Genomic DNA, 22,318 nt, shown 5'->3' on the forward strand with positions numbered 1-22,318 from the left:
GAAGCTACCCGCAAAAGGAGCCAGCACATGATCCGCAGATTCGTGCTCACCGGAGCACCGGGTGCCGGCAAGACCACCATCGCCGAGGCGCTCAAGCTCCGCGGCTACGCCGTCGTCGACGAGGCCGCCACCCATGTGATCGGCACGGTGCCCGGCATCGAGCAGGACACCCCGCGCTTCCTGCGCACGATCCTGCAGCTGCAGATCGACCGCGAGCACGCGCGGCGCGAGGCGATCCAGGTCCTCGACCGCACGCCGATCTGCACCCTCGCGCTCGCCGAGTACCTGGGCCACCAACCGGCGCCGGAACTCGAAAACACCGTGCGCCACAGCCGGTACCAGCGAAGGGTCTTCTTCGTCCGCCTGATGGACTGCATCGTCCCCACCCGGGCCCGCCGCATCGGCCTGGAGGATGCGAGGCGGTTCGAGCGCATCCACGCCGACGTCTACCAGCGGCTCGGCTACGAGCTCGTCGACATCCCGCCCGCTCCGCTCGAGGCGAGGGTCGCGCAGGTCATAGCCGGAATCGGCCGACCAGCGACGACAGGGCGGCGGCGCTCGCGTTGAGCCGCGCGGCCGCAGAACGGGAGGTCTCCACCGCGTGTTGCGCGGTCGCCACGCTGCTGCTCACCCCGTCGATGTCGGCCACGATCGCGCCGCTGGCCTCGGCGGCGTGCCGGACGTTGCGCTGCATGGCGTCCGTCGTCGCGGTCTGCTCCTGCACGGCCGCGGCGATGGCCCGCTGGAACTCGCTCACCCGGCCGATCGCCTCCGTGATCGCGTTGATGGCGGCGACCGCGCCGTCGGTGTCGGCGCGGATCGCGGCCACCCGGGAGGTGACGTCGTCGGTCGCGCGGGCGGTCTGCTGGGCGAGTTCCTTCACCTCGCCGGCGACGACCGCGAAGCCCTTGCCGGACTTGCCGGCCCGGGCCGCCTCGATGGTGGCGTTCAGGGCGAGCAGGTTCGTCTGCTCGGCGATCCCGGAGATGACCTTGACGACGTCGACGATCTGGGTGCTGGACTCGCCGAGCCGGCCCATCACCGCCGTGGCCTCCCGGGCGAGGCCGACGCTGTCCTGGGCGACCCGGGCCGCCTCGCCGGCGTTGCGGGAGATGGCGCCGATCGACGCGGCCATCTCGGCGGAGCCGGTGGCGACGGTCTGCACGTTGCCGGTCACGTCGCGGGCCGAGCCGGCGACCGACCCCGCCTGCCGGGCCGCACCGGCCGCGGCCCCGCCCAGCTCGTCGCCCACCGCGGCGACCTGGGCGGCCGAGGAGGAGACCTCGGCGGCGGTACCGCTGATGTCCGCGAGCAACCCCCGCAGCTGCGACACCGCCGTGTTGAGGGCCCGGCCCATCCGGCCGACCTCGTCGCCGTCCCCGGCCGGCACGGTGGTGGTCAGGTCCCGTTCCGCGACCCGGTCCAGGGCGCCGGTGATGCCGGTCAGCTGCCCGGCCACCCGGCGCGCCCAGAACCAGGCGATCGCCCCGACGACGAGCGCGAGCAGCAGCGCGGCCACGGCGAAGGTGACCAGCATGCCGCGCCGGCCCCGGTCCAGCGGGGTGGTCAGGGCGGCCGCGTCGGGGTCGTAGGAGCGGGTGACGATCGCCCACTTGTACGCCGCGTAGTACGTGACGGTCACGTCGTTCTCGGCCGCGGCCGCGCCGGTCGCCCCGGGCAGCCGGTAGGAGGCGTGCCAGGTGGCGCCGGCGGCGAGCTTCGGGGCCTCGGTGGTGATCTGGTCGACGTACGCGACGCCGGCCGCGTCCTTGGCGTCCAGCCGCGCCTGGTTCACCTCGGCGGGGATGCTGGAGGCGATGACCCGGCCGCGGTCGGCGGCGTTGGTGGAGTACACCGCGACGCTGCCGTTGGTGCCGACCTTGGTCGCGGCGATGGTCCGGGTCAGGCTGTCGATCGCCTCGGCCTGCGGCACGCCGTAGTAGATCGCGCCGATCACCGCGCCGGCGGTGTCCTTGACCGGGTCGTAGCCGGTGACGTACCAGGTGTCCACGACGAGCGCGACGCCGCGGTAGGGCTTGCCGTCCCGGATCGCGGCGGCGACGGCGTTCGGGGTGCCGTCGGCGGTCACGGCCGGGATGTACGTCCCGATGGCCCGCTGCCCCGCCTTGTTCGGCACGTTCGTGGCGACCCGCAGCAGGTCGCCGGCCGCGTCCATGCGCTGGAACAGGGTGACGGTCCCGCCGACCACGCCCCGGATGTCGTCGACGACCGGCGTGGGCGTGTTCAGGTCGCGGTTCTGCCCCAGCCACGTGCCGCCGACGGTGACGCGGGGCAGCACGACGGTACTGGTGGCCTGGGTCAGTTGGTTCGTCGCCGGCCAGGCCACGGTCTGCGGGGCGAGGCGCATCCCGCCGAGCCGCCCGAGCTCGGCGATCGCGGCCTGCTGGGCGTGGTCGACGCTGTCCTGCACGCCCTCGCCGACGGCCGAGGCGAGCCGGGTGACGCCCTCGGAGACGTGGTCGAGGTCGGTGCGCGTCAGGGCCGACACGCTGTCGCGCGCGTCGGCGCCGAACCGGCCGCTCTCCACCGCCCCGACGCCGAAGAGCACGAGCGCGGTGACCGCCGTGCCCCCGACGCCGAGGGCGAGCAGCCGATGACGCAGTTGCATACCGGGCCGATCGGCACCGGCGCGGGCGACCTGAGCCGGACAGGAGCTATGTTTCGGGCATGCTCCGGCCCGACGAGATCTTCCCCAGCACCGTCCTGACCACCGACCGGCTCCTGGTGCGCCCGTTCGTGGCCGCCGACGCGCCCGACGTGCACGCCGCCTGGCAGGACGCCGCGTTCATCGACGGCGCGCCGATCGGCTACCCCTACGCCGGGGCCGACCTGCCCACCGCGGCGGCGTGGTGCACGAGCGGGGTCGAGCAGCAGCGGCTGGACGGCAAGGGCGTCGGTTTCGCGTTGGTACCGCGCGGCGACACCCGCCTGGTCGGGCACGTGCTGCTGTTCGGGGCCGACTGGGAGGCCCGCACCGCCGAGATCCACTACTGGACGGCGCCGTGGGGCCGGGGCCGCGGCTATGCGGCGGAGGGAGCGGGCGTGGTGGCCCGCTGGGCACTCGCCGAGTGCGGCCTGGAACGCGTGCACCTGCAGGCGGACACGGCCAACACGGCGTCCCTGCGCACCGCCGAAACCGCCGGATTCCAATTCGAAGGTGTACTGCGCAATCTCACCCCAACCCGCCGCGGCACCAGGGCGGACATGGCGGTCTACAGCTTGATTCCGGGCGATCTGCTCTAGCGGACGCGGGCCACGCCGCCGTAGACGGATACCTGGGCGTCGGTGGCGCGGCGGTCGACCTCGGCGTCGGGGCGCCAGCGGCTCACCACGGTCAGCCCCGGTTCGAGCAGTTCGAGCCCGTCGAAGAAGCCGGCGATCTCGGCGCGCGACCGGACCCGCATCGCCACCCCGTCGCGGGCGTAGACGGCGGCGACCCGCTCCCACGCGGCCGCGTCGAAGTCACCGGTCAGGTGGGACAGGGCTAGGAAGCTGCCGGCGGGCAGCGCGTCGACGAGGCGGCGCACGATGTCGTACGGCTTGTCCTCGTCCTCCACGAAGTGCAGGATCGCGACGAGCATGAGGGCCACCGGCCGGCCGAGGTCGATGGTGTCCCGCAGCCCCGGCGCGGCCAGGAGCCGGTCGACGTCGCGAAGGTCGGCGTCGACGTACGCGGTGTGCCCGCGCAGGAGCGCGCCCGCGTGGGCGAGCACGATCGGGTCGTTGTCGACGTACACGGTCCGCGCGTCGGGGGCGATCTGCTGGGCCACCTCGTGCACGTTGGGCGAGGTCGGGATGCCGGTGCCGATGTCGAGGAACTGCCGCACCCCGTGCTCGGCCGCGAGGTGCTGCACGACCCGGCGCAGAAACCCGCGGTTCTCCCGGGGCGGGACGCGGCTGCTGGGGTTGGCGAGCAGCCCGGCCTCGGCGGCGGCCCGGTCGACGGGGAAGTGCTCGCGCCCGCCGAGCAGGTAGTCGTAGACCCGCGCCGGGTGCGGCCGCTCGAACGGGCTCATGCCGGCAGCGGCCGATCGGCGACGACCTGTTTCATGACCAGGGTGGAGTTGAGCCGCTGGATGCCCGGCAGGACCGCGAGCACATCGTCCTCCAACTGCTGGTACGCCGCGAGGTCCGCGGTCACGATCCGCAGCAGGTAGTCGGGGTCGCCGAAGAGCCGCTGCGCCTGCACGACGTTGGGGATCCGCGCGACGGCCGCCTCGAAGCCGAGCAGCGTCTCGCGGTCCTCCTGCCGCATGGTCACGAACACGAGCGCCTGGAACTTCAGCCCGAGGGCGTCCGCGTCGACGAGTGCACGGTACCCCGTGATGACGCCCTTCTCCTCCAGGTCCCGCAGCCGCCGGTGACAGGGCGACACGCTGAGCCCCACCCGCCCGGCGAGCTCGGTGACGGTCAGCCGCCCCTCTTCCTGCAGCAGCGCAAGCATCTTCCGATCAATGGCGTCCACGCGCAAAATCCTTCCACGCAGCGCGCTTCGCGAGGAAGAACTTGGCAACACCTTCCACGTGTACGGCGATATGTTGCGCCCATGCCCGCCACCGCGCTGCTCGCCTTCTGGCTGTTGTCCCTGGCGCTGATCGCCGTACCCGGCCCGGACTGGGCCTTCGTGCTGGGCGCGCCCCGGGTCGTCCCAGCGGTCGCGGGCCTGGCGGTCGGCTACTCGGCCCTGACGGCCCTGGTCGCGGCGGGCGTCGGCGTCCTGGTCTCCCGCTCGGCCGTGGCGATGACCGCCCTGACCGTGATCGGCGGCGCGTATCTGATCTGGCTGGGCGTGCGCACGCTGCTGAAAAGCCCGCACGGGATGGAGCCGGTCGAGACAAGGCGCTTGTTCGCATCTGGGGTCGCCGTCAGCGGCCTGAACCCGAAGGGCCTGCTGCTGTTCGTGGCCCTGCTCCCCCAGTTCAGCGACCGCGCCTACGCGTGGCCGGTCTGGCTGCAACTGGCCGCCCTGGGCCTGGTGTTCGTGCTCAGCTGCGTCGCCTTCTACCTGATCCTGGGCACCGTCGCGACCCGCCTGCTGGGCGCCGCCACCTGGGTCACCCGCGGCGCGGGCCTGGCGATGGCGGCGCTCGGCGTGGCGCTGCTCGTGGACCGCCTCAGCGGCTGACGTCCCAGAACTCGCCGTCGGGGTGGGCGGCCGGGTCGGGGTGCTTGTCGCGTTCCAGGCCGCGCAGCTCCACCCGCCGGATCTTGCCGGAGATGGTCTTCGGGAGGTCGGCGAACTCCAGGCGCCGGATGCGCTGGAACGGCGACAGGTGCTCGCGGCAGTGGGCGAAGATGGCGCGCGCCGTCTCCTCGGTGGGTTCCCAGCCGGCGGCGAGGACGACGTAAGCCTTAGGCACGGCGAGGCGGACCGGGTCGGGCGACGGTACCACCGCGGCCTCGACGACCGCGTCGTGCTCGATCAGGACGCTTTCGAGCTCGAACGGGGAGATGCGGTAGTCGGAGGCCTTGAAGACGTCGTCGGCGCGGCCCACGTAGGTGATGTAGCCGTCGGCGTCGCGGGAGCCGATGTCGCCGGTGTGGTAGTAGCCGCCGGCCATCGCCTCGGCGGTGCGGTCGGGGTCGCCGTGGTAGCCGGTCATCAGGCCCAGCGGGCGGGCGGCGAGGTCGAGGCAGATCTCGCCCTCCTGCCCCGGCTCGCCGGTGGTGGGGTCGATCAGGGCGATCGAGTAGCCGGGGACCGGGCGGCCCATCGAGCCCGGTTTGACCGGCTGGCCGGGCGGGTTGGCGATCTGGACCGTCGTCTCGGTCTGGCCGAAGCCGTCGCGGATGGTCACCCCCCAGGCCTTCTGGACCTGCTCGATGACCTCCGGGTTGAGCGGCTCGCCGGCCCCGACGACCAGCCGGGGCGGGGTCGGCAGGGCGGACAGATCGGACTGGATGAGCATCCGCCAGACGGTCGGCGGGGCGCAGAAGCTCGTCACGCCGCAGCGTTGCATCTCGCGCATGAGGGCGGGCGCGTCGAAGCGGGTGTAGTTGTAGATGAACACGCAGGCCTGGGCGTTCCAGGGGGCGAAGACGTTGCTCCAGGCGTGCTTGGCCCAGCCGGGCGAGGAGATGTTGAGGTGCACGTCGCCGGGCTCGAGGCCGATCCAGTACATCGTGGACAGGTGCCCGGCCGGGTACGAGGCGTGGGTGTGCTCGACCAGCTTCGGGCGGGCGGTGGTGCCGGAGGTGAAGTACAGCAGCAGGGTGTCGCTCGCGTTCGTCGGCGCGTCCGGGGTGAACGTGGCGTCGTCGGCCAGCGTGTAGGGCAGCCAGCCGGCGACCTCGCCGCCGACGGCGATGCGGGTCACGGCCGGGTCGACGCCGTCGAACTTGCCCGCGGCGGCCGCGCCGGCGATCACGTGCCGGGCGCCGCCGCGCAGCACCCGGTCGCGGGCGTCGGCCGGGCCGAGCAGCGGCGTCGCCGGGATGATGATGGCGCCGAGCTTCATCGCGGCCAGGATGGTGTCCCACAGTTCGACCTGGTTGCCGAGCATGAGCACGAGCCGGTCGCCGCGGGCCACACCCTGGGCCCGCAGCCAGTTGGCCAGGCGGTTGGAGCGGGCGGACATCTCGGCGTACGAGAAACGCTGTTCCCGCCCGTCCTCCTCGACGATCCACAGGGCGGGCGCGTCGTTGCCGGCGGCGACCGTGTCGAACCAGTCGAGGGCCCAGTTGAACTCGCCGAGCGCCGGCCAGCGGAACCGCTCGACGGCCGCGGCGTAGTCCTCCCGCGTGGCGAGCAGCAGGTCCCGGGCCTCTTTGAACAACGCGTACGACATAGGCGCCAGCCTACGTCCGCCACCTCCCGGCGGGGTCGGCCGCCGGGAGGCCGGATGCGCTACTTGGCGGATTTCGCGGACCGGGCCGAGGTCCGCTTGGCGGGTTCGGGTTCCTCTCCCTCCATGAGGTGCAGGATGCGCGGGGCGAGGGCGGAGGCCAGCGCCGGGGCGAGGGCCTCGGCGAGGGCCCCGGCGACCGCTTCGGCCATCAGGACCCGCTCCAGCAGCGGCGTGCCCTTGGCCATCCGCGGCAGCTGCGGCATGGCCGGCGCGGACTGCGGCTGGCCGCGGTTCGCCTCGTTGAGGATGTCGAGGATCAGGTCGTCGATGAGGGCGTCGACCGGCTGGTTGCCGTTGTCGTCGTGCTGCGGCATGCCTAGCGCCGCGAGAGCAGGGCGGCGAGCAGCAGCGGGTTGTCCATCATGCTCTCGCCCTCGTCCTCGCGGCGGCGCATGAGCATCGCCATCATCAGCGGGTGCTCGATGCCCATCCGGCGGCCGCCGCCGCGGCGGCGGGCGAGTGCCGCGAGCATGATCGGGTGGTCGAGGATGCTGTCGCTCTCCTCGCGGCGGGACATGATGGCGGCGAGCAGCAGCGGGTGGTCGATCCCCATCCCCATCTGCTGCTGGTCCATCATCGAGTCCTGGCGTTCGCTGGTCGCACTGGTCACAGGAGTCTCCTCGCGTGCTTGCGGTCGGCAGTTACCGGGCAACGGTCGCCGCGGCCCGCATGATCCGCCGTCACCTGAGCGGCGTGACGTCGGCCCGGTTTGCTTGAGTCGGTCGCGACCGGGCCGATGTCCGGGCGTGGCGAAACGACGGAGCGAAGCGGACGAGCAGGTGGCGGCCCTGCTGCGGACCGCGCGCTCGGCCCTGGGGCTGAGCCTGGCGTTCCTGAGCCGCGTCGACGGCGACGTCCAGCACCTGGAGGTGGTGGAGTCCGCCGTGCCGCTGCTGTTCCGCGACGGCAAGACCGAGCCGTGGCACGAGTCGTTCTGCAAGGCGATCGCCGAGGGCCGGCTGCCGGCCGTGATCCCGGACGTCACGAAGTACCCGGAGGCGATGCGCCTGCCCGCCGCCCGCTGGCCGCGCATCCGCAGCTACGTGTCGGTCCCGGTGATCCTCAGCGACGGCACCACCTACGGCACGTTCTGCGCCGCCGGGTTCGGCCGGGACAAGGACCTCACGCGGCGGGACCGGGCCCTGATGGAGGTGCTGTCCCAGGCGGCCGCCGTCATCGTCGAACCGGAGTTCCGGCGGCACACCCGGCACGCCGAGATCGAGGGCCGGATCGACCCCGTGGTCGCCGCGGGCGGCCCCGCCGTGCTGCTGCAGCCGATCGTCGAGCTCGGCACCGGCCGGCGGATCGGGGCGGAGGCGCTGAGCCGGTTCCCGCGCGCCTGGGAGCGGGCCCCCGACGTGTGCTTCGCCGAGGCCCACGAGGTCGGCTCCGGCGACGAGCTGGAGATCCTGGCGCTGCGGCGGGCGGCCGAGCATCTGCGGGGCGTCGGCGGGTACGTCGCGATGAACGTCTCGCCGAGCACCCTGCTGACCCACGAGTGCCTGGACACCCTGGCCCGGCTGCCGCTGGACCGGATCGTGCTGGAACTGTCGGAGCACCAGCAGGTCGAGGACTACGACCTGCTCAAGGGCGCGCTGGCGCCGCTGCGGGCCGGGGGCATGCGCCTCGCGGTGGACGACGTCGGGGCCGGCTTCTCCTCGCTGCGGCACATCGTGCTCACCCAGCCCGACGTCATCAAGCTGGACCGCAGCATCGTGACCGGGGTGGCCGGCGACCCGGTGCTGCAGGTGCTGGTGCGCTCGCTGACGGGCCTGGCCGCCGGTACCGGCGCGGCGGTGGTCGCCGAGGGCGTGGAGACGGCCGAGGACGCCGCGGTGCTGTCCGGGCTCGGCGTCACCTACGGGCAGGGCTGGCACTTCGGCCACGCCGTCGACCCGACGGAGCTGCGCGAGCGCTACTGAGCGCCGAGGTGCTCGGCGAAGAAGTCCGTGATCCGGCGGCGGGCGTCGGCGGCCGACGGGGCGTGCGGGCCGTAGCGCAGGATCGGCTTGCTGAAGCGGACCATGAGCGGGATCGGGTCGCCGGCGGTGACGTGGTCGTTGAGGAAGCCGTGCCCGGCGTCCGGGTACTCCTTGACGTCGTGCGGCACCCCGCACACGGTCAGCGCCGCGTCGAGGCGGTCCGCGGCCCCGCGCAGCGTCAGGTCCCGCCTGCCGAAGCTGGCGACGACCGGGCAGGCGCCGCGTAGCACGTCGGCGGCGTCCTTCGGCACGGTGCCGTAGTTGGCGCTGACGGCGGAGAAGCCGTGGCCGGGGGCGAGCAGCAGCGCGAACCCGCCGCCCATGCAGAACCCGATCACGCCGATCCGTCCCGTACAGCGCTCGTCGGCTTCGAGGAGCGCCCGGCTCGCCTCGATGTCGTCGAACGTCGGCCCGGACCGGCGCCGGAGGTCGGCGAAGACGGTGCGCAGGCAGGTCGTCGTCCGGCCCCAGAAGAACAGATCCGGGGCGAGGGCCAGGTACCCCTCGCCGGCCAGCCAGTCGGCCTGCTCCCGGGTGTCGTTGCCCATCCCCATCGCGTCGTGGATGACGACCACGCCGGGGTGCGGGCCGGGCCCGGACGACGCAGACGGCACGGCGAGGTACGCCGGCATCGTCCCGTGCCGGCTCGGGACGGAAACCTCGGTCACGGCTGTGATCCTCCCACGCCTTCCGTTGTTCCCAGATCTGGGATAGCGTCCCGGATGTGGGAGATGATCTGGAGGCGCGGCTCGCCGAGCGCCTCGCCGGGCTGCGGGCCGAGCACGGCTGGTCCCTCGACGACCTGGCGACCAGGGCCGAGGTGAGCCGCTCGACGCTGTCGCGCCTGGAGCGCGGCGAGATCAGCCCGACGGCGGCGCTGCTGGGACGGCTGTGCGCGGCGTACGGGATCCCGATGTCCCGGCTCCTCGCCCAGGTCGAGCCGGAGCCGCCGCAGCTGGTGCGGGCCGGGCAGCAGCCGGTGTGGCGGGACCGGGCCACCGGCTTCACCCGCCGCTCGGTCTCCCCGCCGCATCCGGGCCTGCGCGGCGAGGTGGTCGAGGCGGTCCTGGAGCCGGGCGCCGACATCGGCTACGAGCAGCCGCCGGTCGCCGGCCTCGAGCACCACCTGTGGGTCCTCGACGGCGCGCTCGAGCTCACCGTCGGCGGCACCGCGCACGCGGTCGGGGCCGGGGACTGCCTGCGGTACCGGCTGTGGGGCCCGTCCCGCTTCGTCAACCCCGGCCCCGGACCGGTCCGCTACGTCCTGCTGATCGTGCTGCCGTGATGGCGACGAGGTTCGCCCGGCTGACCCCGGAGGAGTTCCCGGACCGTATCGGTGCCCTGGCCGCGGTCCTGGCCGACGTCGTCGCGCACGGCGCCTCGGTCGGCTTCCGGGACCCGTTCGGGCCCGACGACGCCGCCGCCTGGTGGCGCACCCGGGAGGCGGCGGTGCGCGACGGCACCCTGCAGGTCTGGGTCGCGTTTGTTCAAGAAGCCGTCGTCGGTACGGTCAGTGTCTCCGTCGAATCCAAGCCGAACGGACGGCACCGGGCCGAGGTGCTCAAGCTCATGGTGCACAGCGGTGCCCGCGGCCGCGGCCTGGGCCGGGCGCTGCTGACCGCCGCCGAGCGGGCCGCCGCCGAGGCGGGGGCGACCCTGCTGCTGCTCGACACCGCGACCGGCAGCCCGGCCGAGCGGCTGTACGCGACGGCGGGCTGGACCCGCTACGGCATCGTGCCCCGCTACGCCACCGACCCGGCCGGAGCGCTGGAGGACTGCAGCTTCTTCTACAAGGAACTCACGCGCTGACGGGGGTCCGGCGGCGCAGGCCCGTCAGCGGCAGCAGGGCCACGAAGAGCAGGACCGCGGCGACCGGGATGAGGTCGAGGTTCACCGGGATCATCAGGAACGCGAACAGCGCCGCGATCGGGCTCCAGGCCGGGTTCCGCCCGGCCCGTACGAGCTGGGTCAGCAGGGTGACGAGCCCGATCACGAGCGCGGCCTGCCCGACGATCTGCAGCGGTACCGGCAGGGGCGCGGCGTCGGCGAACGACGGGAACAGGTCGCCGACGATGACCCACAGGAACGCGACCATGCCGGTCAGGGTGCCGATCACGGCGAGGTTGCCGATGAGCCGGTTGCGGAAGTCGCGGAACGGCAGCATCCGCCGCACGCCGACGGCGAGCGCGCCGAGCAGGGCCATCGCCGCGAAGAACATGACGTGCCCGGCGTTCCACATCCAGGCGCCCTTGTCGTGGCGCCCGTCGAGCCCGTCGATGAGGCGCAGCGCGCCGTAGCCGAACAACAGCACCGGCGCCATGACGGCGCCGGTGCGCACCAGCGAGGAGGAGGTCATGCCACGAGCGTCGTCGCCTTGCCGGTTGCGGACATCCGGGCAGAACCCGGACGCGACCCGGAGGTCCGCCGGAGCAGCACCCCCGAGGTGGCGGCGAGCCAGCCCCAGGCCAGCAGGACGCCGACGAACAGGGTCAGGGCGCCGTCCCGGCCGCCGGTGAACGCCCACCCGAGCAGCACGAGGAACGCGACCGCACAGGCCCGGCCGGTCCACGCCCAGGCGCGCTGCCCGTCGGCGGCGAAGCGGCGGGCCAGCACCAGGCACAGCGCCATCATCGAGAAGAAGGACAGGCTGCCGCCGAGGTTGTGCACGATCGCGTGCCAGCTGAACGTGGCCGGGGTGCCAAGGGGGGTACCCACGGGAAAGCCGTCGGCCGGGTCCAGCCGGAACACGGCGGCGACCAGCATCCCGGCCCCGATCAGCACGAGCAGCCGCGGGGCCCAGCGCTCCCCCCGCCCGCCGCGCAGGGCGGCCCGGGTGCCGGGGGCGGCGGCGATCGACAGCAGGCCGGTGAGCAGGAACGCGGTGATCTGCACCCAGCCGAGGTCGCCGTTGCTGAGCAGGCTGACCGGGTGCCGGGTGAGGTCGTAGCCGGCCCGGGTGGCGGCCTGGGCGAGGGCGACGACGGCGAACAGCGGCGCGGCGACGGCACCGGCGGCGAGCGAGTAGCGGGACATGTCGGGGACTCCTTCGAGGCGTTGGTGTGGTGCTGCCAACGCGTCGAGGTGGGTCAGGCGTTTTCGACCGCCACGGCCGCGGAAAGTTCGTCGCACCAGGCCGAGAACGGGGCGCGGTCGCCGCGGCGGGGGTGCACGCGGTTGCTGAGGACCAGCAGGCCGTACCCACGGGATGGTTCGAACCAGAGGCGGTTGCCGACGAACCCGGAGGCGCCGTAGCCGTCGGTGCCCGCCACCCGCCCGCCGATGCCGCGCGCGGGGTGCAGCCACCAGCCGGCCGCGAAGCGTTCCCCCGCCGCGTTCTCGGCCAGGCACGGCGGGGTGGGTCCCATGGCGCGCTGCGCGGCGGCGGTGACGAGGTCGAGGGTGCCGAACGCGCCCGCGTGGCCGCCGTAGCCGCCCAGGGCGGACGCGTTCTCGTCGTGGACCTCGCCGCTGATGAGCCGGCCGCGCCACGGGCAGTCCTCGGTGGCGACCGCCGGCGCCACCGGGCCGCCGAGGCGCAGGCCGCCGCCGTCGAGCGGGCGTCGCGTGAGGTCCTCGACGAGGGCGCCGAGGATGATGTACCCGAGGTCGCTGTAGACCGGCCCCGGCTCGCCGCGCGCGGTGTCCAGGGCGGCGTCGACGATCGCCGGGCCGCGCAGGGTCTCGTGGAAGCGGGCGGTGGCCGGCAGCCCCGACCGGTGCGCGAGGAGGTCGTCGAGGGTCGCGGTCCCGGCGGCGCGACCGGCGGCCCGCGGCCACAGCTCGCCGATCGGCCGGTCCCGGGGCAGCCCGAGGGCGAGCACGGCGGGGAGCGTGACGAGGACCTTGGTGAGGCTGGCCAGGTCCCACCAGCAGTCCCGGCCGGCCGGGCGACCGGTGGTGAGGTCGGCGGTGCCGTGCACGGTCGAGGCGCGCACGGTGGTCCGGTCGAAGACGGCGATCGCCACGGCCGGCACCGGGGCGCGCGCGGCCAGGTCGTCGAGCCACACGTCAGGCGGCCGCGGTGTGCAGGGCGCGGGCGGCCCGGATGGCGGAGCGGATCTCCTGCAGGTAGCGGTCGGCGCCGTGGGCCCCGGGCGGCTGCGGGGTGCTCGCGCGGGCCGGGTCGAAGCCGACGGTGTCGATGCCGCAGCGGTACCGCAGGCCGAGGATCCGGATCGCGTCACAGTGCTGGAACGGCACGTAGATCGGCGTGGTGACGATCAGGATGCGCTCGTCGGCGCGCGGGCAGGCCTGCGCCGCCCAGTGCTCGTAGGTGTCGGCGGTGTTGGCCCGGGGCGCGCCCGGGTCCCGCGGCGGCGCGACGAGCACGGGCACGTCGGCGCCGAACGCGGCCTTGACGCCCACCGCCAGCGCGTCGGCCTCCGTGTCCGCGTCGACCACTGCCCGCTCCTCGGGTCCCAGGGGGCGCCGGCTGCCGAGGGCGGCGACCGCGCCGATGCGCCGGGCGGCGGCCAGCCGGGCGGCGTGCTCGGTGCGCTGCAGGCAGGCGCGGGCGAGGCCGCCGAGGATGAGCAGGTGCGCGTACTCGTCGTGCGGGGGCTCGATGCTGCCGGTCAGGCCCAGTCCCCGCGCGGCCTCGAGTGCGGCGGCGGCCAGGCGGGGCGGGAGGTCGACGCGGATGCGGTCCCGCTCGGCGCCGCCGAGGCGGCCGCGGAAGTTCCAGTGCGTGTCGGAGAAGTCGTCCAGCCAGGCCAGCAGTTCGCCGGTGGCCGCGTCCCGCGGGAGGTCACCGCCGAACGCGGTGACCAGGTCCCGCATGGGCCCGGACCCCGCCCAGCGGTGCAGCCGGGCGGGGATAGTGCCGGGGTCGAGCCCCGGCGGGCAGTCGGGCAGGTCCGGATTTACAGCGTCTCCCGCAGGTCCGCGTAGATGTCGTAGCCGTGGATCCAGGCTACGTTGTCCGGCAGCGACTGCAGGCGGGCGTTGCGCTCGTCGGCCGGCGGGCCGTCGGGCAGCTGGAAGCAGGCCGCGTTGCCGCGCGAGCCCATCTGGATCTTGCGAGTGCGGGCCTTGCGCAGGTGCTCGTACTTCTGCAGCCCCTCGGCCACCGAGAGCCCGTCGGCCGACAGGTAGGTGGCGAGCGCGGCCGCGTCCTCGATGGCCTGGTTGCTGCCCTGCCCGGCGTGCGGGAGCATCGGGTGGGCGGCGTCGCCGAGCAGCGTGACCCGGTCGGTGCTCCACTTGCGCAGCGGCTCGCGGTCGTAGAGGGCCCAGCGGCCGACCTCCTCGACGTTGGACAGCATCGACACGACGGTGTCGTTCCAGCCGTCGAACGCGGCGAGGGCCTCGGCCGGCTCGCTCTTGGACGACCAGGACTCGAGGGTCCACTCGGGGTCCGGCACGTACGCCACGAAGTTGATCAGCTCGCCGCCGCGGACCGGGTAGATGACCAGGTGCCGGCCCGGGCCGAGCATGAAGGTCAGGCCCATCGACTCCGAGGTCGGCACCTTCTGCGCCGGGACCAGGCCGCGGAAGCAGCTCATGGCCGAGAACACGGCCTCGTCGGGCCCGGCCACGTGGTGGCGCACCGCGGAGCGCAGGCCGTCGGCGCCCACCACGATGTCGGCCTCGACCTTGCTGCCGTCGGCGAACTCGATCTCGACGCCGTCCGGGGACTCGTAGACGGCGGCGGCGCGCCGGCCGAGCTGCGGGGTGCCGTCGAAGGCGTCGAGCAGCACCTGGTGCATGTCGGCGCGGTGGATGCCCAGGAACGGGCCGCCCATGCGCTCGTCGTACCAGTCGCCCATCGGGTGCTCGTAGAAGATCTCGCCGGACTGCCAGTGGTGGAACTGGATGCGCTGCAGGTTGCTGGCCACGTCCCGGGTGGCCCGGCCGATGCCGAGGCCGTCGAGGACCCGCATGCCGTTGCCGCCGAGCGCGATGCCGGCGCCGATCGCGCTGAGCTCGCTCGCCTGGTCGTACACCTCCACCTCGAAGCCCTTGTGCCGCAGGGCGATCGCGGCGGCGAGCCCGCCGATGCCCGATCCGACGATGGCGACGCGCAGCGGTGACGAGCTCATCGAGTACTCCACGTGTACGAGATATCGACAATGGGACAGGGACAAATGGCCCATCGGGCGACGGAAGCCTATCCATCCGCACATGCAGGTTTCCAGCGCCTGGTGATGAATCTTTCACCCCTTTTGCCAGCCCCCGCGTGCGAAACCTGTTTCGAAATTGTCAATCCGCTGGTCAGCCGCCTTCAATCCGACTCAATGGACTGCCCTCGATGAATTGGAAGGTGGGCATGAACCGACGACGAAGGTTCGCGCTGTGGTTCGCCGCGGCCCTGGCCGGAACCGGCGCGGTCGTGGCGATCGCGACCCCGGCGTCCGCGCACGGCGCGATGATGCAGCCGGGCAGCCGCCAGTACCTGTGCTGGAAGGACGGCCTCAGCACGACCGGCGCGATCCAGCCGAAGAATCCGGCCTGTGCCGCGGCGGTCGCCCAGATGGGCCCGAACGCGCTGTACAACTGGTTCGCCATGCTGCGTTCCGACGGGGCGGGCCGCACCTCCGGCTTCATCCCGGACAACAAGATGTGCAGCGCCGACGCCAAGGTGTACGACTTCTCGGGCTTCGACCTGGTCCGCACCGACTGGCCGCTGACCCACCTGACCGCGGGCGCCACGATGGAGTTCGACTACAGCAACTGGGCGGCCCACCCGGGCACGTTCTCGCTGTACGTCACCAAGGACGGCTTCGACCCGAGCCAGCCGATCACCTGGTCGTCCCTGGAATCCACGCCGTTCCTGCAGGTCACCAACCCGCCGCAGGTCGGCTCGCCGGGCACCGCCGACGGACACTACTACTGGTCGGGCCGGCTGCCGACGGCGAAGTCCGGCCGGCACATCATCTACTCGGTGTGGGCCCGCTCGGACAGCCAGGAGACCTTCTACGGCTGCTCGGACGTGACCTTCGACGGCGGCAACGGCCAGGTCACCGGCGTCGGCGACGGCACCGGCGGCTCCACGGGCGGCCCGACTTCGAACGGCCCGACCTCGCGCCCGCCGTCCAGTCCGTCCAGCCCGACGTCCTCGCCCACCTCGGGCGGGAACAGCGGTAGCGGCGGGTGCACGGCGACGTACACCGTGACGGGTTCTTGGCAGGGCGGTTTCCAGGCCGACGTGAAGGTCACCAACACCGGCTCCGCCCCGACCTCCTCGTGGAAGGTCGGCTGGAACTACACCGGCGGGCAGACCGTCGCCCAGGGCTGGAACGCCACCGTCACCCAGTCCGGCACCGCGGTCACCGCCGCGAACGTCGCCTGGAACGGGACCGTGCCGGCGGGCGGGAGCACCAGCTTTGGGCTCCTCGGCAACGGCAACGCGGGCACCGCGCCCACGCTGTCCTGCGCCGCCAACGGCGGCAGCCCGCAGACGTCGCCGACCGTGTCGACGTCCCCGTCCCGCTCGATGGGCCCCACCCCGAGCGCCAGCACCAGCCCGGGCGGCACGACGAGCTGCGCGGGCGCGGCGTTCTGCGACGGGTTCGAGAACCAGACCGGCAGCGCCGTGTCCGGCGACTGGACCACGTCGTTCGCCAATTGCCAGGGCTCCGGAACCGCCACGGTCGACACCTCGGTCGCCCACAGCGGCGGCAAGTCGGTGCGCATCAACGGCCAGGCCGGCTACTGCAACCACGTCCTGGTCAAGCCGACGAAGGACCTCAGCGGCCTCGGCTCGGTCTGGTACGGCCGGTTCTACGTCCGCCACACCACTGCCCTGCCCAGCCAGCACGTCGCGTTCGCGGCGCTGAAGGACACCGCGGACGGCGGCAAGGACCTGCGCATGGGCGGCCAGAACGGTGCCCTGCAGTGGAACCGCGAGTCCGACGACGCCACGCTGCCGGCCCAGAGCCCCAACGGCGTGGCGCAGAGCAAGCCGCTGCCGACGAACTCCTGGAACTGCGTGGAGTTCATGGTCGACGGCCGCGGGCTGCTCACCACGTGGCTCAACGGGGCGGCCGTGCCCGGCCTGACCGCGGACGGCACACCGACCGCGGACATCGACCAGCAGTGGCTGGCCCGCTCCTGGCGGCCGCAGGTGACCGACCTCCGCCTGGGCTGGGAGGCCTACGGCGACGGGGCGGACACGCTCTGGTACGACGACGTGGCCCTGGGCGCTTCGCGCGTCGGCTGCTGATCGAATGAGCGCCCGGCTCGCTTGCCTTGCGGGCCGGGCGCTCAGCGGAACTTCAGGTTCCGGCGGGTCGCCTCGACGTCCTGTTCGATCCTCGCCCGGAACGCGGGCGGGTCACCGGCCAGAGCGCGCAACTCGGCGGCCTGCCGCGCCAACGCGATGACGTAGGGCGGGTCCAGGTCGCCGGCCGCGACCTGGCTGAAGTGGTGGCCGGCCATTGCCTCGTCGCCGTTGAGCCCGGCCGCCACCCCTCGGTGCAAGGCCCGCCAGCGAGGATCGGCCCCGGAGACGGCCGATCCGCGTGTCAGGTGATCGACGACCGCGGGAAGATCCCGCAGCTGTTCGCGCAGTTCCAAGGTGCGCCGCCGCGCGACGTCGGCCACGAGCCGCAGGTCCTGGGCGAACTGCTCATCACCGTCGAACGCCAGAAATTCCGTGGCGCCGGTCCGCCCCGGCTCGGTGGCGGCGAAGTACGCACCGTCGGGTTGCCACCGGAGCCGGCCGCCCTCGTCGAAGGTCCAGACGTTTCTCGGGGGCCACAACCACATCGCGCCGACGTTCAGGTACGTGCCCTGATTCCAGCTGGACGGCTGGAACTCGACCAGGATCAGCCACCAGCCTCGATCGTCGAACCAGAGCCGGGACCGGCCCCGCTGCCGCAACCCCAACGGCTGCAGGGCGTCGCGGGCCGCTGCGGTGATCAATGGCGCTGCCGGCACCGGGCCATTATGCGGGCGTGGCCACGATATGTCGGGCGCTTCGCTAGCCCGACATATCGGACTTATACCCCGACGGCGGATCTATCGGATTGCGAATTGCTTTGCCTAAGGGGTTTAGGGAGACGTACGGTCGACGGCGTGCAACCAGTGACCGAACCCGACCTGCGCGCCGCCTTCGTCAACTGCTCCAAGGGCGAGGCCCAGCGCGCCTACGTGCCGCGCGACCTGGCCGAGCGGCCGTGGGACAACCTCGACTTCCTCGGCTGGCGCGACCCCGGCACCCTCGACCGCTCGTACCTCGCCGCCGAGCACGGCGGCCGGCTCGTCGCCGTGTCGCTGCGGGTGGCGCAGCAGCAGCGGCGGTACCTCGCGCGCGGCATGTGCTCGCTCTGCCTCACCGTGCACCCGGGCAACGGCGTGTCGCTGATGACCGGGCGGCGCACCGGCAAGGCGGGGCGCAACGGCGACTCCGTGGGCGTGTACCTGTGCACGGACCTGGGGTGCTCGCTGTACGTGCGCGGGCTGCGCAAGCCCAGCACCGGTGGCCGCCTCGACGAGACGCTCACCGTCGAGGAGCAGGTCGACCGGCTCAACGGCAAGCTGAGCGCGTTCCTGCAGCGCATCGACGACGCCGCTGAGTAGATCCACAGGTTTCCTCAGCCTGGTCACATCGGGCAGGCGGACCCTGAGACCTATGGCGATCGGGGAAGCATCGACAATCGTGCGCTGGTACGCGTACGCGGGCTGCCTGGCGCTCGTGCCCTTCGTCGTGGCCGGATTCCGGCTGCCCTGGTACGGCACGGCCGTCGTGCTCGGCGCCGCCCTCGCGGCCTGGGCGCTGCTGCTCACACTGATCCGGCCGACCGCGGTGGCGGTGCCGCTGCCGGCGGTGTGGGCGGCGGCCGGACTCATCACGGTGTACGGCACGAGCGCGCTCCTGCTGCACGGGACCGTCAGCGCCGGGGCCCTCGCGGCCGGCGGCTACGGCTGGGCGCTGCTGGTCACGGCCGCGTCGCATCAGCGCCGGTACAGCGCCGCCGTCCGCTCGGCCGCGTCGGCCAGCAGCGCGCGGAGCTCGACCGGCGCGACGACCTCGGCATCGGGGCCGAGGGCCAGCAGCTGGGTGTAGGCGACGGGGACCGACTCGACCGGCAGCGCGACGGTGACCCAGCCGTCCGCGCCGGGCGGGCCGGCGTCGCCGAGCGCGGCCCGGCACGCGACCGCCTCGACGGCGAAGCGCAGCATCCGCACGCCGTGCGGGCTCAGCCGCACGGTCACCGTCTCGCGCAGCATGGCCCGCTCGAACTCCGCGGCCCGCCGCGCCCAGAACTCGGCCAGGTCGAACGCCTCGTCGCGCTCGAAGCGCTCCTCGCCGACGTCGCAGTCGCGAATCCGGTCGACGCGATAGGTGCGCGGGCCGGATTCGGCGCGGCCCACGAGGTACCAGACGGCGTTCTTCAACACCAGCCCGACCGGCTCGACGCTGCGCCGCACGTCGCCCTTGCGGCCGCCATAGATGAGCGTGACGATCCGGTCCTCCCACACCGCCCGGGCCAGCTCGGCCAGGCCCGGCGGCGGCTCGGCGTCGCGGAACCAGCCCGGCGCGTCGAGGTGGAAGCGCTGCCGGGCCCGCGCGGACGCCTCCCGCAGCGGCCCGGGCAGCGCCGCGGCCACCTTGAGCTGCGCGGTCGCCAGGGCCTCGCCGAGCCCCATGTCGCGGGCCGGGCCGGGCAGCCCCGACAGGAACAGCGCCTCGGCCTCGGCGGGACTCAGGCCGTTGAGGCGCGTGCGGTACCCGTCGAGGAGCCGGTACCCGCCGGCCCGGCCCTGCTCGGCGTAGACGGGCACCCCCGCCGCCGACAGGGCCAGGACGTCGCGGTAGATCGTGCGCTCGGAGACCTCGAGCTGCGCCGCGAGCTCGGCGGCCGTGCGCGACCCGCCGGACTGCAGCAGCAGGACGATGGAGATGAGCCGGGAGACCCGCACCGGCTAACGGTAGTCCTCGGGCCGCGTGAACCCGTCCGCCTCGTACCGCCAGAAGTCGGGCGAGGTCCCGTCGAGGTCGGTGACCCCGTACTCCTTCGCGAGATCCGCACTCGAGAAGGACCCGCCGTTGAACCGCGCCTTGCCCGGATCGGCGGCGAGCGCGGCCACCCCACGCCCGACGTACACCGGCGACTCCGACACCGCGAAATGCCGATCCTTGTCGATCCCGTCCCGCCACGTCGCCTCGGTCACGCCGAAGTGCTCCAGCATCAGCTCGGAGCGCAGGAACCCGGGCGTCACGGAAACCGCCGTCCCGCCGTGCGGCTTGAGCTCCTCGGAGAGCGCGAACGCCATCCGGTGCACCGAAGCCTTCGCAAGATCATAGAAGAAGGCGACACGGTACCGCCTGTGGTTGTACTCCTCGGTCCCGTCCGTCATCTCGACGACCAGCCCCCCGGGTCGCCGGATCAGCAGCGGCAGCACCGCGTGACTGGTGACGATGTGCGTCTCGACCGCCAGCCGCAACAGCCGCAGCCCGCGGTCGAGATCGTCCTCCCAGAGCGCCTTGTCCCACGGGAACATCCCCTCGGCGCCCCAGATATCGTTGACGAGCACATCGAGCCGCCCGTGCTCCCGGTCGATCCGCTCGGCCACGCTCCGGACCTGCTCCGGCTGCAGGTGATCGGCCTGGATCGCGATGCCGTGCCCACCGGCCGCGTCGACGAGCTCGGCCGTCTCCTCGATGGTTTCGGGCCGCTGGTACTCCGACTGCTGCGCGCGGGTGGTGCGGCCGGTGCAGTACACCGTGGCGCCGAGCACTCCCAGCTGCACCGCAATCTGCCGCCCGGCACCGCGGGTGGCCCCAGCGACGAGCGCGACTTTCCCGTTGAGTGTCATGGTTGCCACCGTCCCAGCAAACCCTGACAACCCATGTCGGCTTTTCTAGCTCGCTGCTCTTCTGTTTGCGAGTTCGCTGCTCTTCTGCTTGCGAATTCGCTGCTCTTCTGTTTGCGAGTTCGCTGCTCTTCTGTTTGCGAGTTCGCTGCTCTTCTGCTTGCGAGTTCGCTGGTCTTCTGTTTGCTAGTTCGCTGGTCTCCCACCGAACCGCCAGGGCCGCACGACTCCCCCACTGAACATCTCAGCGACGGCGGCGGCATCGACGGCTTGCACGCAGGCCCCGATCCCCACGACCGCGCCGTCGCCGAGCGACCGCAGCCGCCCGAGCACGATCAGGTCTTGCTCAGCCATCGGAACGTCACGAGTCCCCGGCGTCCCCGGCTTTTCCGGCGCCACAACCAGGAACCGCGCCCCCTCTGGTCCGGTGAAGTCCCACATCGACCGCCCGAGCAGATCCTCGAACCGGTACACGACCACCGACTCGTACACCCCGGCCAGCCAATTAGGCTCAAGCAACGCAAAACTCTCCGCCGCCGCGTCCGACGGCAGATCAACGACGTGCAGGCTCCCGGTCGCCGTCTCCCCGTCAGGGCTCAAGGTCGGCCCGCGGGCATACAGCTCAGCGGCAAACCGGTCCATATACGCCCAGTGCTCCTCGACAAGCCGCTCCCGCAGCGGGCCGGAGCCGGGCCGATCGGTGCAGTACACAAAGTAGAACATCGCCACCAAGGCTAAGCTGAACGTTGATGACCGAAGGCCCCGCCGACCGCCCCCTCGACCCCCACGCCGTCGAGCCAATCCGCGCGGAACTCTTCATCGACCTGGACGATCCCTCCCTGCCGCCGCAGCACCCCCCGGCTCCTTCAGCGGCACACCGGGCCCGCCCCATGATGGGCCGCCGGACGGCCACCGCCCGCATCCTGGTCATGCTGACCCTGTCCCTGGCCGTAGCGCTCCCTCGCGCCACCCCGCCAACCCCCGCCAGCCAAGGCCGACCAGTACCGTTGCCCAGCTACTGCACCGGCACCCCAATCCCAGGCGGCCGCCTGAACATCGTCCAGAACGACACCTTCATCATCCTGGACGCCACAACCGGCACCATCATCAACTCCGGCCGCTGCCCCCACGGCACCGGCACCCGCACCAACGACGGCAACTGACCCCCACACTGCAACCCCGGAAAACTGTCGTACCCCAGGGGCAGAATGCGGGGCATGAAATCACGGGCCGCACACCTCGAACGCCGGCCTCGAGCTCAGACCCTGCCGAGACCACCCGACAGAAGCCCACGACCTCCACCCGCTCGAACACCTCCGCCGCGCACCCCGCTCGCGATCCGCCACTGCCACTCGCCTCCGCAGAGCCCCACCCGCCGCTGCAAGCCGACGCCGCTCACCGCACGCGACCACTGACTGACGCGCACCGCCAGCCGACACCGCCCGCCGCACGCGACCGTCAGCCGACGCGCACCGCCAGCGACACCGCCCGCCGCACGTGACCGTCGGCCGACGCGCACCGCCAGCCGACGCGGAACGCTAGCCGCCGCCCGCATCCAGCGCTGACCGACGCGGAAAGCCAGCGGCCACCGCCCGCCGACGCGGACCGCCGGCCCACACCGCACGCTCGCCGCCCGCCGACGCGCATCGCCAACCGACGCCACCCGCTCGCCGCACGCGACCGCCAGCCGCCACCGCCGCCCGGCCG

Annotated in this window: 26 protein-coding genes; 10 read left to right on the forward strand and 16 right to left on the reverse strand. The window is 72.9% G+C overall.

The window, feature by feature from the left end; genetic code table 11:
- Positions 1–27 precede the first annotated feature (27 nt).
- Entirely contained in the window at positions 28–567 is a 540-nt protein-coding gene (locus ACQP00_RS35230; RefSeq protein ID WP_433204058.1) for an AAA family ATPase, read from the forward strand.
- Here ACQP00_RS35230 and ACQP00_RS35235 read toward each other — a convergent pair.
- On the reverse strand, positions 515–2,629 hold the full coding sequence (locus ACQP00_RS35235; RefSeq protein ID WP_433204061.1) for a methyl-accepting chemotaxis protein: 2,115 nt from the start codon (positions 2,627–2,629) through the stop codon (positions 515–517). The genes ACQP00_RS35230 and ACQP00_RS35235 overlap by 53 nt on opposite strands.
- A gap of 59 nt (positions 2,630–2,688) precedes the next feature.
- Between ACQP00_RS35235 and ACQP00_RS35240 the strand changes: the two genes are divergently transcribed.
- On the forward strand, positions 2,689–3,264 hold the full coding sequence (locus tag ACQP00_RS35240) for a GNAT family N-acetyltransferase (RefSeq protein WP_433204064.1): 576 nt from the start codon (positions 2,689–2,691) through the stop codon (positions 3,262–3,264).
- On the opposite strand, the gene ACQP00_RS35245 is transcribed toward ACQP00_RS35240, so the two are convergent.
- Positions 3,261–4,037: an SAM-dependent methyltransferase gene (locus ACQP00_RS35245; RefSeq protein WP_433204067.1), complete on the reverse strand. Its 777-nt coding sequence runs from the start codon at positions 4,035–4,037 to the stop codon at positions 3,261–3,263. The genes ACQP00_RS35240 and ACQP00_RS35245 overlap by 4 nt on opposite strands.
- Complete coding sequence (locus tag ACQP00_RS35250) at positions 4,034–4,486, reverse strand: Lrp/AsnC family transcriptional regulator (RefSeq protein WP_433204070.1); 453 nt, start codon at positions 4,484–4,486, stop codon at positions 4,034–4,036. Before ACQP00_RS35250 ends, ACQP00_RS35245 begins: the two co-directional genes overlap by 4 nt.
- Positions 4,487–4,567: 81 nt before the next feature.
- Between ACQP00_RS35250 and ACQP00_RS35255 the strand changes: the two genes are divergently transcribed.
- Positions 4,568–5,146, forward strand: a complete 579-nt coding sequence (locus tag ACQP00_RS35255) for a LysE family translocator (RefSeq protein ID WP_433204073.1) — start codon at positions 4,568–4,570, stop codon at positions 5,144–5,146.
- Here the strand turns inward: ACQP00_RS35255 and ACQP00_RS35260 are convergent.
- From ACQP00_RS35260 to ACQP00_RS35270, 3 genes are read right to left on the reverse strand one after another with little or no spacing between them, the layout of a single operon-like run.
- Positions 5,136–6,809, reverse strand: coding sequence for an AMP-binding protein (locus ACQP00_RS35260; RefSeq protein WP_433204076.1), 1,674 nt, complete (start codon positions 6,807–6,809; stop codon positions 5,136–5,138). The genes ACQP00_RS35255 and ACQP00_RS35260 overlap by 11 nt on opposite strands.
- 59 nt (positions 6,810–6,868) lie before the next feature.
- Complete coding sequence (locus tag ACQP00_RS35265; protein WP_433204079.1) at positions 6,869–7,183, reverse strand: hypothetical protein; 315 nt, start codon at positions 7,181–7,183, stop codon at positions 6,869–6,871.
- Positions 7,184–7,185: 2 nt separating this feature from the next.
- Positions 7,186–7,479: a hypothetical protein gene (locus ACQP00_RS35270; RefSeq protein ID WP_433204082.1), complete on the reverse strand. Its 294-nt coding sequence runs from the start codon at positions 7,477–7,479 to the stop codon at positions 7,186–7,188.
- A 136-nt stretch (positions 7,480–7,615) separates the two neighbouring features.
- On the opposite strand from ACQP00_RS35270, the gene ACQP00_RS35275 reads away from it, so the two are divergent.
- Positions 7,616–8,791: a sensor domain-containing phosphodiesterase gene (locus tag ACQP00_RS35275; RefSeq protein WP_433204085.1), complete on the forward strand. Its 1,176-nt coding sequence runs from the start codon at positions 7,616–7,618 to the stop codon at positions 8,789–8,791.
- Here ACQP00_RS35275 and ACQP00_RS35280 read toward each other — a convergent pair.
- Positions 8,785–9,519 (reverse strand): dienelactone hydrolase family protein, encoded by a 735-nt coding sequence (locus tag ACQP00_RS35280; RefSeq protein WP_433204088.1) that lies wholly within the window; start codon positions 9,517–9,519, stop codon positions 8,785–8,787. The genes ACQP00_RS35275 and ACQP00_RS35280 overlap by 7 nt on opposite strands.
- A 56-nt stretch (positions 9,520–9,575) precedes the next feature.
- Between ACQP00_RS35280 and ACQP00_RS35285 the strand changes: the two genes are divergently transcribed.
- Both ACQP00_RS35285 and ACQP00_RS35290 read left to right on the forward strand, forming a co-directional pair.
- The gene (locus tag ACQP00_RS35285) at positions 9,576–10,136 is read left to right on the forward strand and encodes a helix-turn-helix domain-containing protein (RefSeq protein ID WP_433204091.1); all 561 of its coding nucleotides are present in this window, start codon (positions 9,576–9,578) and stop codon (positions 10,134–10,136) included.
- Complete coding sequence (locus ACQP00_RS35290; protein WP_433224100.1) at positions 10,136–10,660, forward strand: N-acetyltransferase family protein; 525 nt, start codon at positions 10,136–10,138, stop codon at positions 10,658–10,660. Before ACQP00_RS35285 ends, ACQP00_RS35290 begins: the two co-directional genes overlap by 1 nt.
- Here the strand turns inward: ACQP00_RS35290 and ACQP00_RS35295 are convergent.
- The 5 genes from ACQP00_RS35295 to ACQP00_RS35315 all read right to left on the reverse strand — a co-directional run bounded on the left by ACQP00_RS35295 (position 10,650) and on the right by ACQP00_RS35315 (position 14,892).
- Positions 10,650–11,207 carry a hypothetical protein gene (locus tag ACQP00_RS35295; protein ID WP_433204094.1) on the reverse strand — a complete coding sequence of 186 codons (558 nt, stop codon included), beginning with the start codon at positions 11,205–11,207 and terminating at the stop codon, positions 10,650–10,652. The two genes, ACQP00_RS35290 and ACQP00_RS35295, sit on opposite strands and share 11 nt — an antisense overlap.
- Positions 11,204–11,884, reverse strand: coding sequence for a DUF998 domain-containing protein (locus tag ACQP00_RS35300; protein ID WP_433204097.1), 681 nt, complete (start codon positions 11,882–11,884; stop codon positions 11,204–11,206). Before ACQP00_RS35300 ends, ACQP00_RS35295 begins: the two co-directional genes overlap by 4 nt.
- 53 nt (positions 11,885–11,937) lie before the next feature.
- The gene (locus ACQP00_RS35305) at positions 11,938–12,858 is read right to left on the reverse strand and encodes a serine hydrolase domain-containing protein (RefSeq protein WP_433204100.1); all 921 of its coding nucleotides are present in this window, start codon (positions 12,856–12,858) and stop codon (positions 11,938–11,940) included.
- 1 nt (position 12,859) lies between these two features.
- Positions 12,860–13,630 (reverse strand): hypothetical protein, encoded by a 771-nt coding sequence (locus ACQP00_RS35310; protein WP_433204103.1) that lies wholly within the window; start codon positions 13,628–13,630, stop codon positions 12,860–12,862.
- A gap of 83 nt (positions 13,631–13,713) precedes the next feature.
- Complete coding sequence (locus tag ACQP00_RS35315) at positions 13,714–14,892, reverse strand: FAD-dependent monooxygenase (RefSeq protein WP_433204106.1); 1,179 nt, start codon at positions 14,890–14,892, stop codon at positions 13,714–13,716.
- A gap of 227 nt (positions 14,893–15,119) precedes the next feature.
- Between ACQP00_RS35315 and ACQP00_RS35320 the strand changes: the two genes are divergently transcribed.
- On the forward strand, positions 15,120–17,015 hold the full coding sequence (locus ACQP00_RS35320) for a lytic polysaccharide monooxygenase (protein WP_433204109.1): 1,896 nt from the start codon (positions 15,120–15,122) through the stop codon (positions 17,013–17,015).
- A gap of 41 nt (positions 17,016–17,056) precedes the next feature.
- On the opposite strand, the gene ACQP00_RS35325 is transcribed toward ACQP00_RS35320, so the two are convergent.
- Positions 17,057–17,731, reverse strand: coding sequence for a hypothetical protein (locus ACQP00_RS35325; protein ID WP_433204112.1), 675 nt, complete (start codon positions 17,729–17,731; stop codon positions 17,057–17,059).
- 138 nt (positions 17,732–17,869) lie between these two features.
- Here ACQP00_RS35325 and ACQP00_RS35330 point away from each other — a divergent pair, with 138 nt between their 5' ends.
- A complete protein-coding gene (locus tag ACQP00_RS35330; protein ID WP_433204115.1) occupies positions 17,870–18,373 on the forward strand; it encodes an FBP domain-containing protein in 504 nt (167 codons plus the stop codon).
- A 52-nt stretch (positions 18,374–18,425) separates the two neighbouring features.
- Positions 18,426–18,860, forward strand: a complete 435-nt coding sequence (locus ACQP00_RS35335; protein ID WP_433204118.1) for a hypothetical protein — start codon at positions 18,426–18,428, stop codon at positions 18,858–18,860.
- Here the strand turns inward: ACQP00_RS35335 and ACQP00_RS35340 are convergent.
- The 3 genes from ACQP00_RS35340 to ACQP00_RS35350 form a co-directional block, all read right to left on the reverse strand.
- Positions 18,749–19,717 (reverse strand): helix-turn-helix transcriptional regulator, encoded by a 969-nt coding sequence (locus ACQP00_RS35340; RefSeq protein WP_433204121.1) that lies wholly within the window; start codon positions 19,715–19,717, stop codon positions 18,749–18,751. The genes ACQP00_RS35335 and ACQP00_RS35340 overlap by 112 nt on opposite strands.
- 3 nt (positions 19,718–19,720) lie before the next feature.
- Positions 19,721–20,614: an SDR family oxidoreductase gene (locus ACQP00_RS35345; RefSeq protein ID WP_433204123.1), complete on the reverse strand. Its 894-nt coding sequence runs from the start codon at positions 20,612–20,614 to the stop codon at positions 19,721–19,723.
- Between the two features lie 183 nt (positions 20,615–20,797).
- Positions 20,798–21,334, reverse strand: a complete 537-nt coding sequence (locus ACQP00_RS35350) for a YciI family protein (protein ID WP_433224102.1) — start codon at positions 21,332–21,334, stop codon at positions 20,798–20,800.
- A 26-nt stretch (positions 21,335–21,360) separates the two neighbouring features.
- On the opposite strand from ACQP00_RS35350, the gene ACQP00_RS35355 reads away from it, so the two are divergent.
- Positions 21,361–21,774, forward strand: a complete 414-nt coding sequence (locus ACQP00_RS35355; protein WP_433204126.1) for a hypothetical protein — start codon at positions 21,361–21,363, stop codon at positions 21,772–21,774.
- Positions 21,775–22,318: the final 544 nt, after the last annotated feature.

Source organism: Dactylosporangium sp. CS-047395 (assembly GCF_050942185.1).
Classification (GTDB): Bacteria; Actinomycetota; Actinomycetes; order Mycobacteriales; family Micromonosporaceae; genus Dactylosporangium.

Coding starts and splice junctions, on each gene's coding strand:
- ACQP00_RS35335 (WP_433204118.1), top strand. CDS start 18,426: ATGGCGATCGGGGAAGCATCGACAATCGTGCGCTGGTACGCGTACGCG.
- ACQP00_RS35310 (WP_433204103.1), bottom strand. CDS start 13,630: ATGCGGGACCTGGTCACCGCGTTCGGCGGTGACCTCCCGCGGGACGCG.
- ACQP00_RS35350 (WP_433224102.1), bottom strand. CDS start 21,334: ATGTTCTACTTTGTGTACTGCACCGATCGGCCCGGCTCCGGCCCGCTG.
- ACQP00_RS35260 (WP_433204076.1), bottom strand. CDS start 6,809: ATGTCGTACGCGTTGTTCAAAGAGGCCCGGGACCTGCTGCTCGCCACG.
- ACQP00_RS35265 (WP_433204079.1), bottom strand. CDS start 7,183: ATGCCGCAGCACGACGACAACGGCAACCAGCCGGTCGACGCCCTCATC.
- ACQP00_RS35355 (WP_433204126.1), top strand. CDS start 21,361: ATGACCGAAGGCCCCGCCGACCGCCCCCTCGACCCCCACGCCGTCGAG.
- ACQP00_RS35245 (WP_433204067.1), bottom strand. CDS start 4,037: ATGAGCCCGTTCGAGCGGCCGCACCCGGCGCGGGTCTACGACTACCTG.
- ACQP00_RS35235 (WP_433204061.1), bottom strand. CDS start 2,629: ATGCAACTGCGTCATCGGCTGCTCGCCCTCGGCGTCGGGGGCACGGCG.
- ACQP00_RS35255 (WP_433204073.1), top strand. CDS start 4,568: ATGCCCGCCACCGCGCTGCTCGCCTTCTGGCTGTTGTCCCTGGCGCTG.
- ACQP00_RS35315 (WP_433204106.1), bottom strand. CDS start 14,892: ATGAGCTCGTCACCGCTGCGCGTCGCCATCGTCGGATCGGGCATCGGC.
- ACQP00_RS35240 (WP_433204064.1), top strand. CDS start 2,689: ATGCTCCGGCCCGACGAGATCTTCCCCAGCACCGTCCTGACCACCGAC.
- ACQP00_RS35300 (WP_433204097.1), bottom strand. CDS start 11,884: ATGTCCCGCTACTCGCTCGCCGCCGGTGCCGTCGCCGCGCCGCTGTTC.
- ACQP00_RS35230 (WP_433204058.1), top strand. CDS start 28: ATGATCCGCAGATTCGTGCTCACCGGAGCACCGGGTGCCGGCAAGACC.
- ACQP00_RS35320 (WP_433204109.1), top strand. CDS start 15,120: ATGAACCGACGACGAAGGTTCGCGCTGTGGTTCGCCGCGGCCCTGGCC.
- ACQP00_RS35345 (WP_433204123.1), bottom strand. CDS start 20,614: ATGACACTCAACGGGAAAGTCGCGCTCGTCGCTGGGGCCACCCGCGGT.
- ACQP00_RS35295 (WP_433204094.1), bottom strand. CDS start 11,207: ATGACCTCCTCCTCGCTGGTGCGCACCGGCGCCGTCATGGCGCCGGTG.
- ACQP00_RS35290 (WP_433224100.1), top strand. CDS start 10,136: ATGGCGACGAGGTTCGCCCGGCTGACCCCGGAGGAGTTCCCGGACCGT.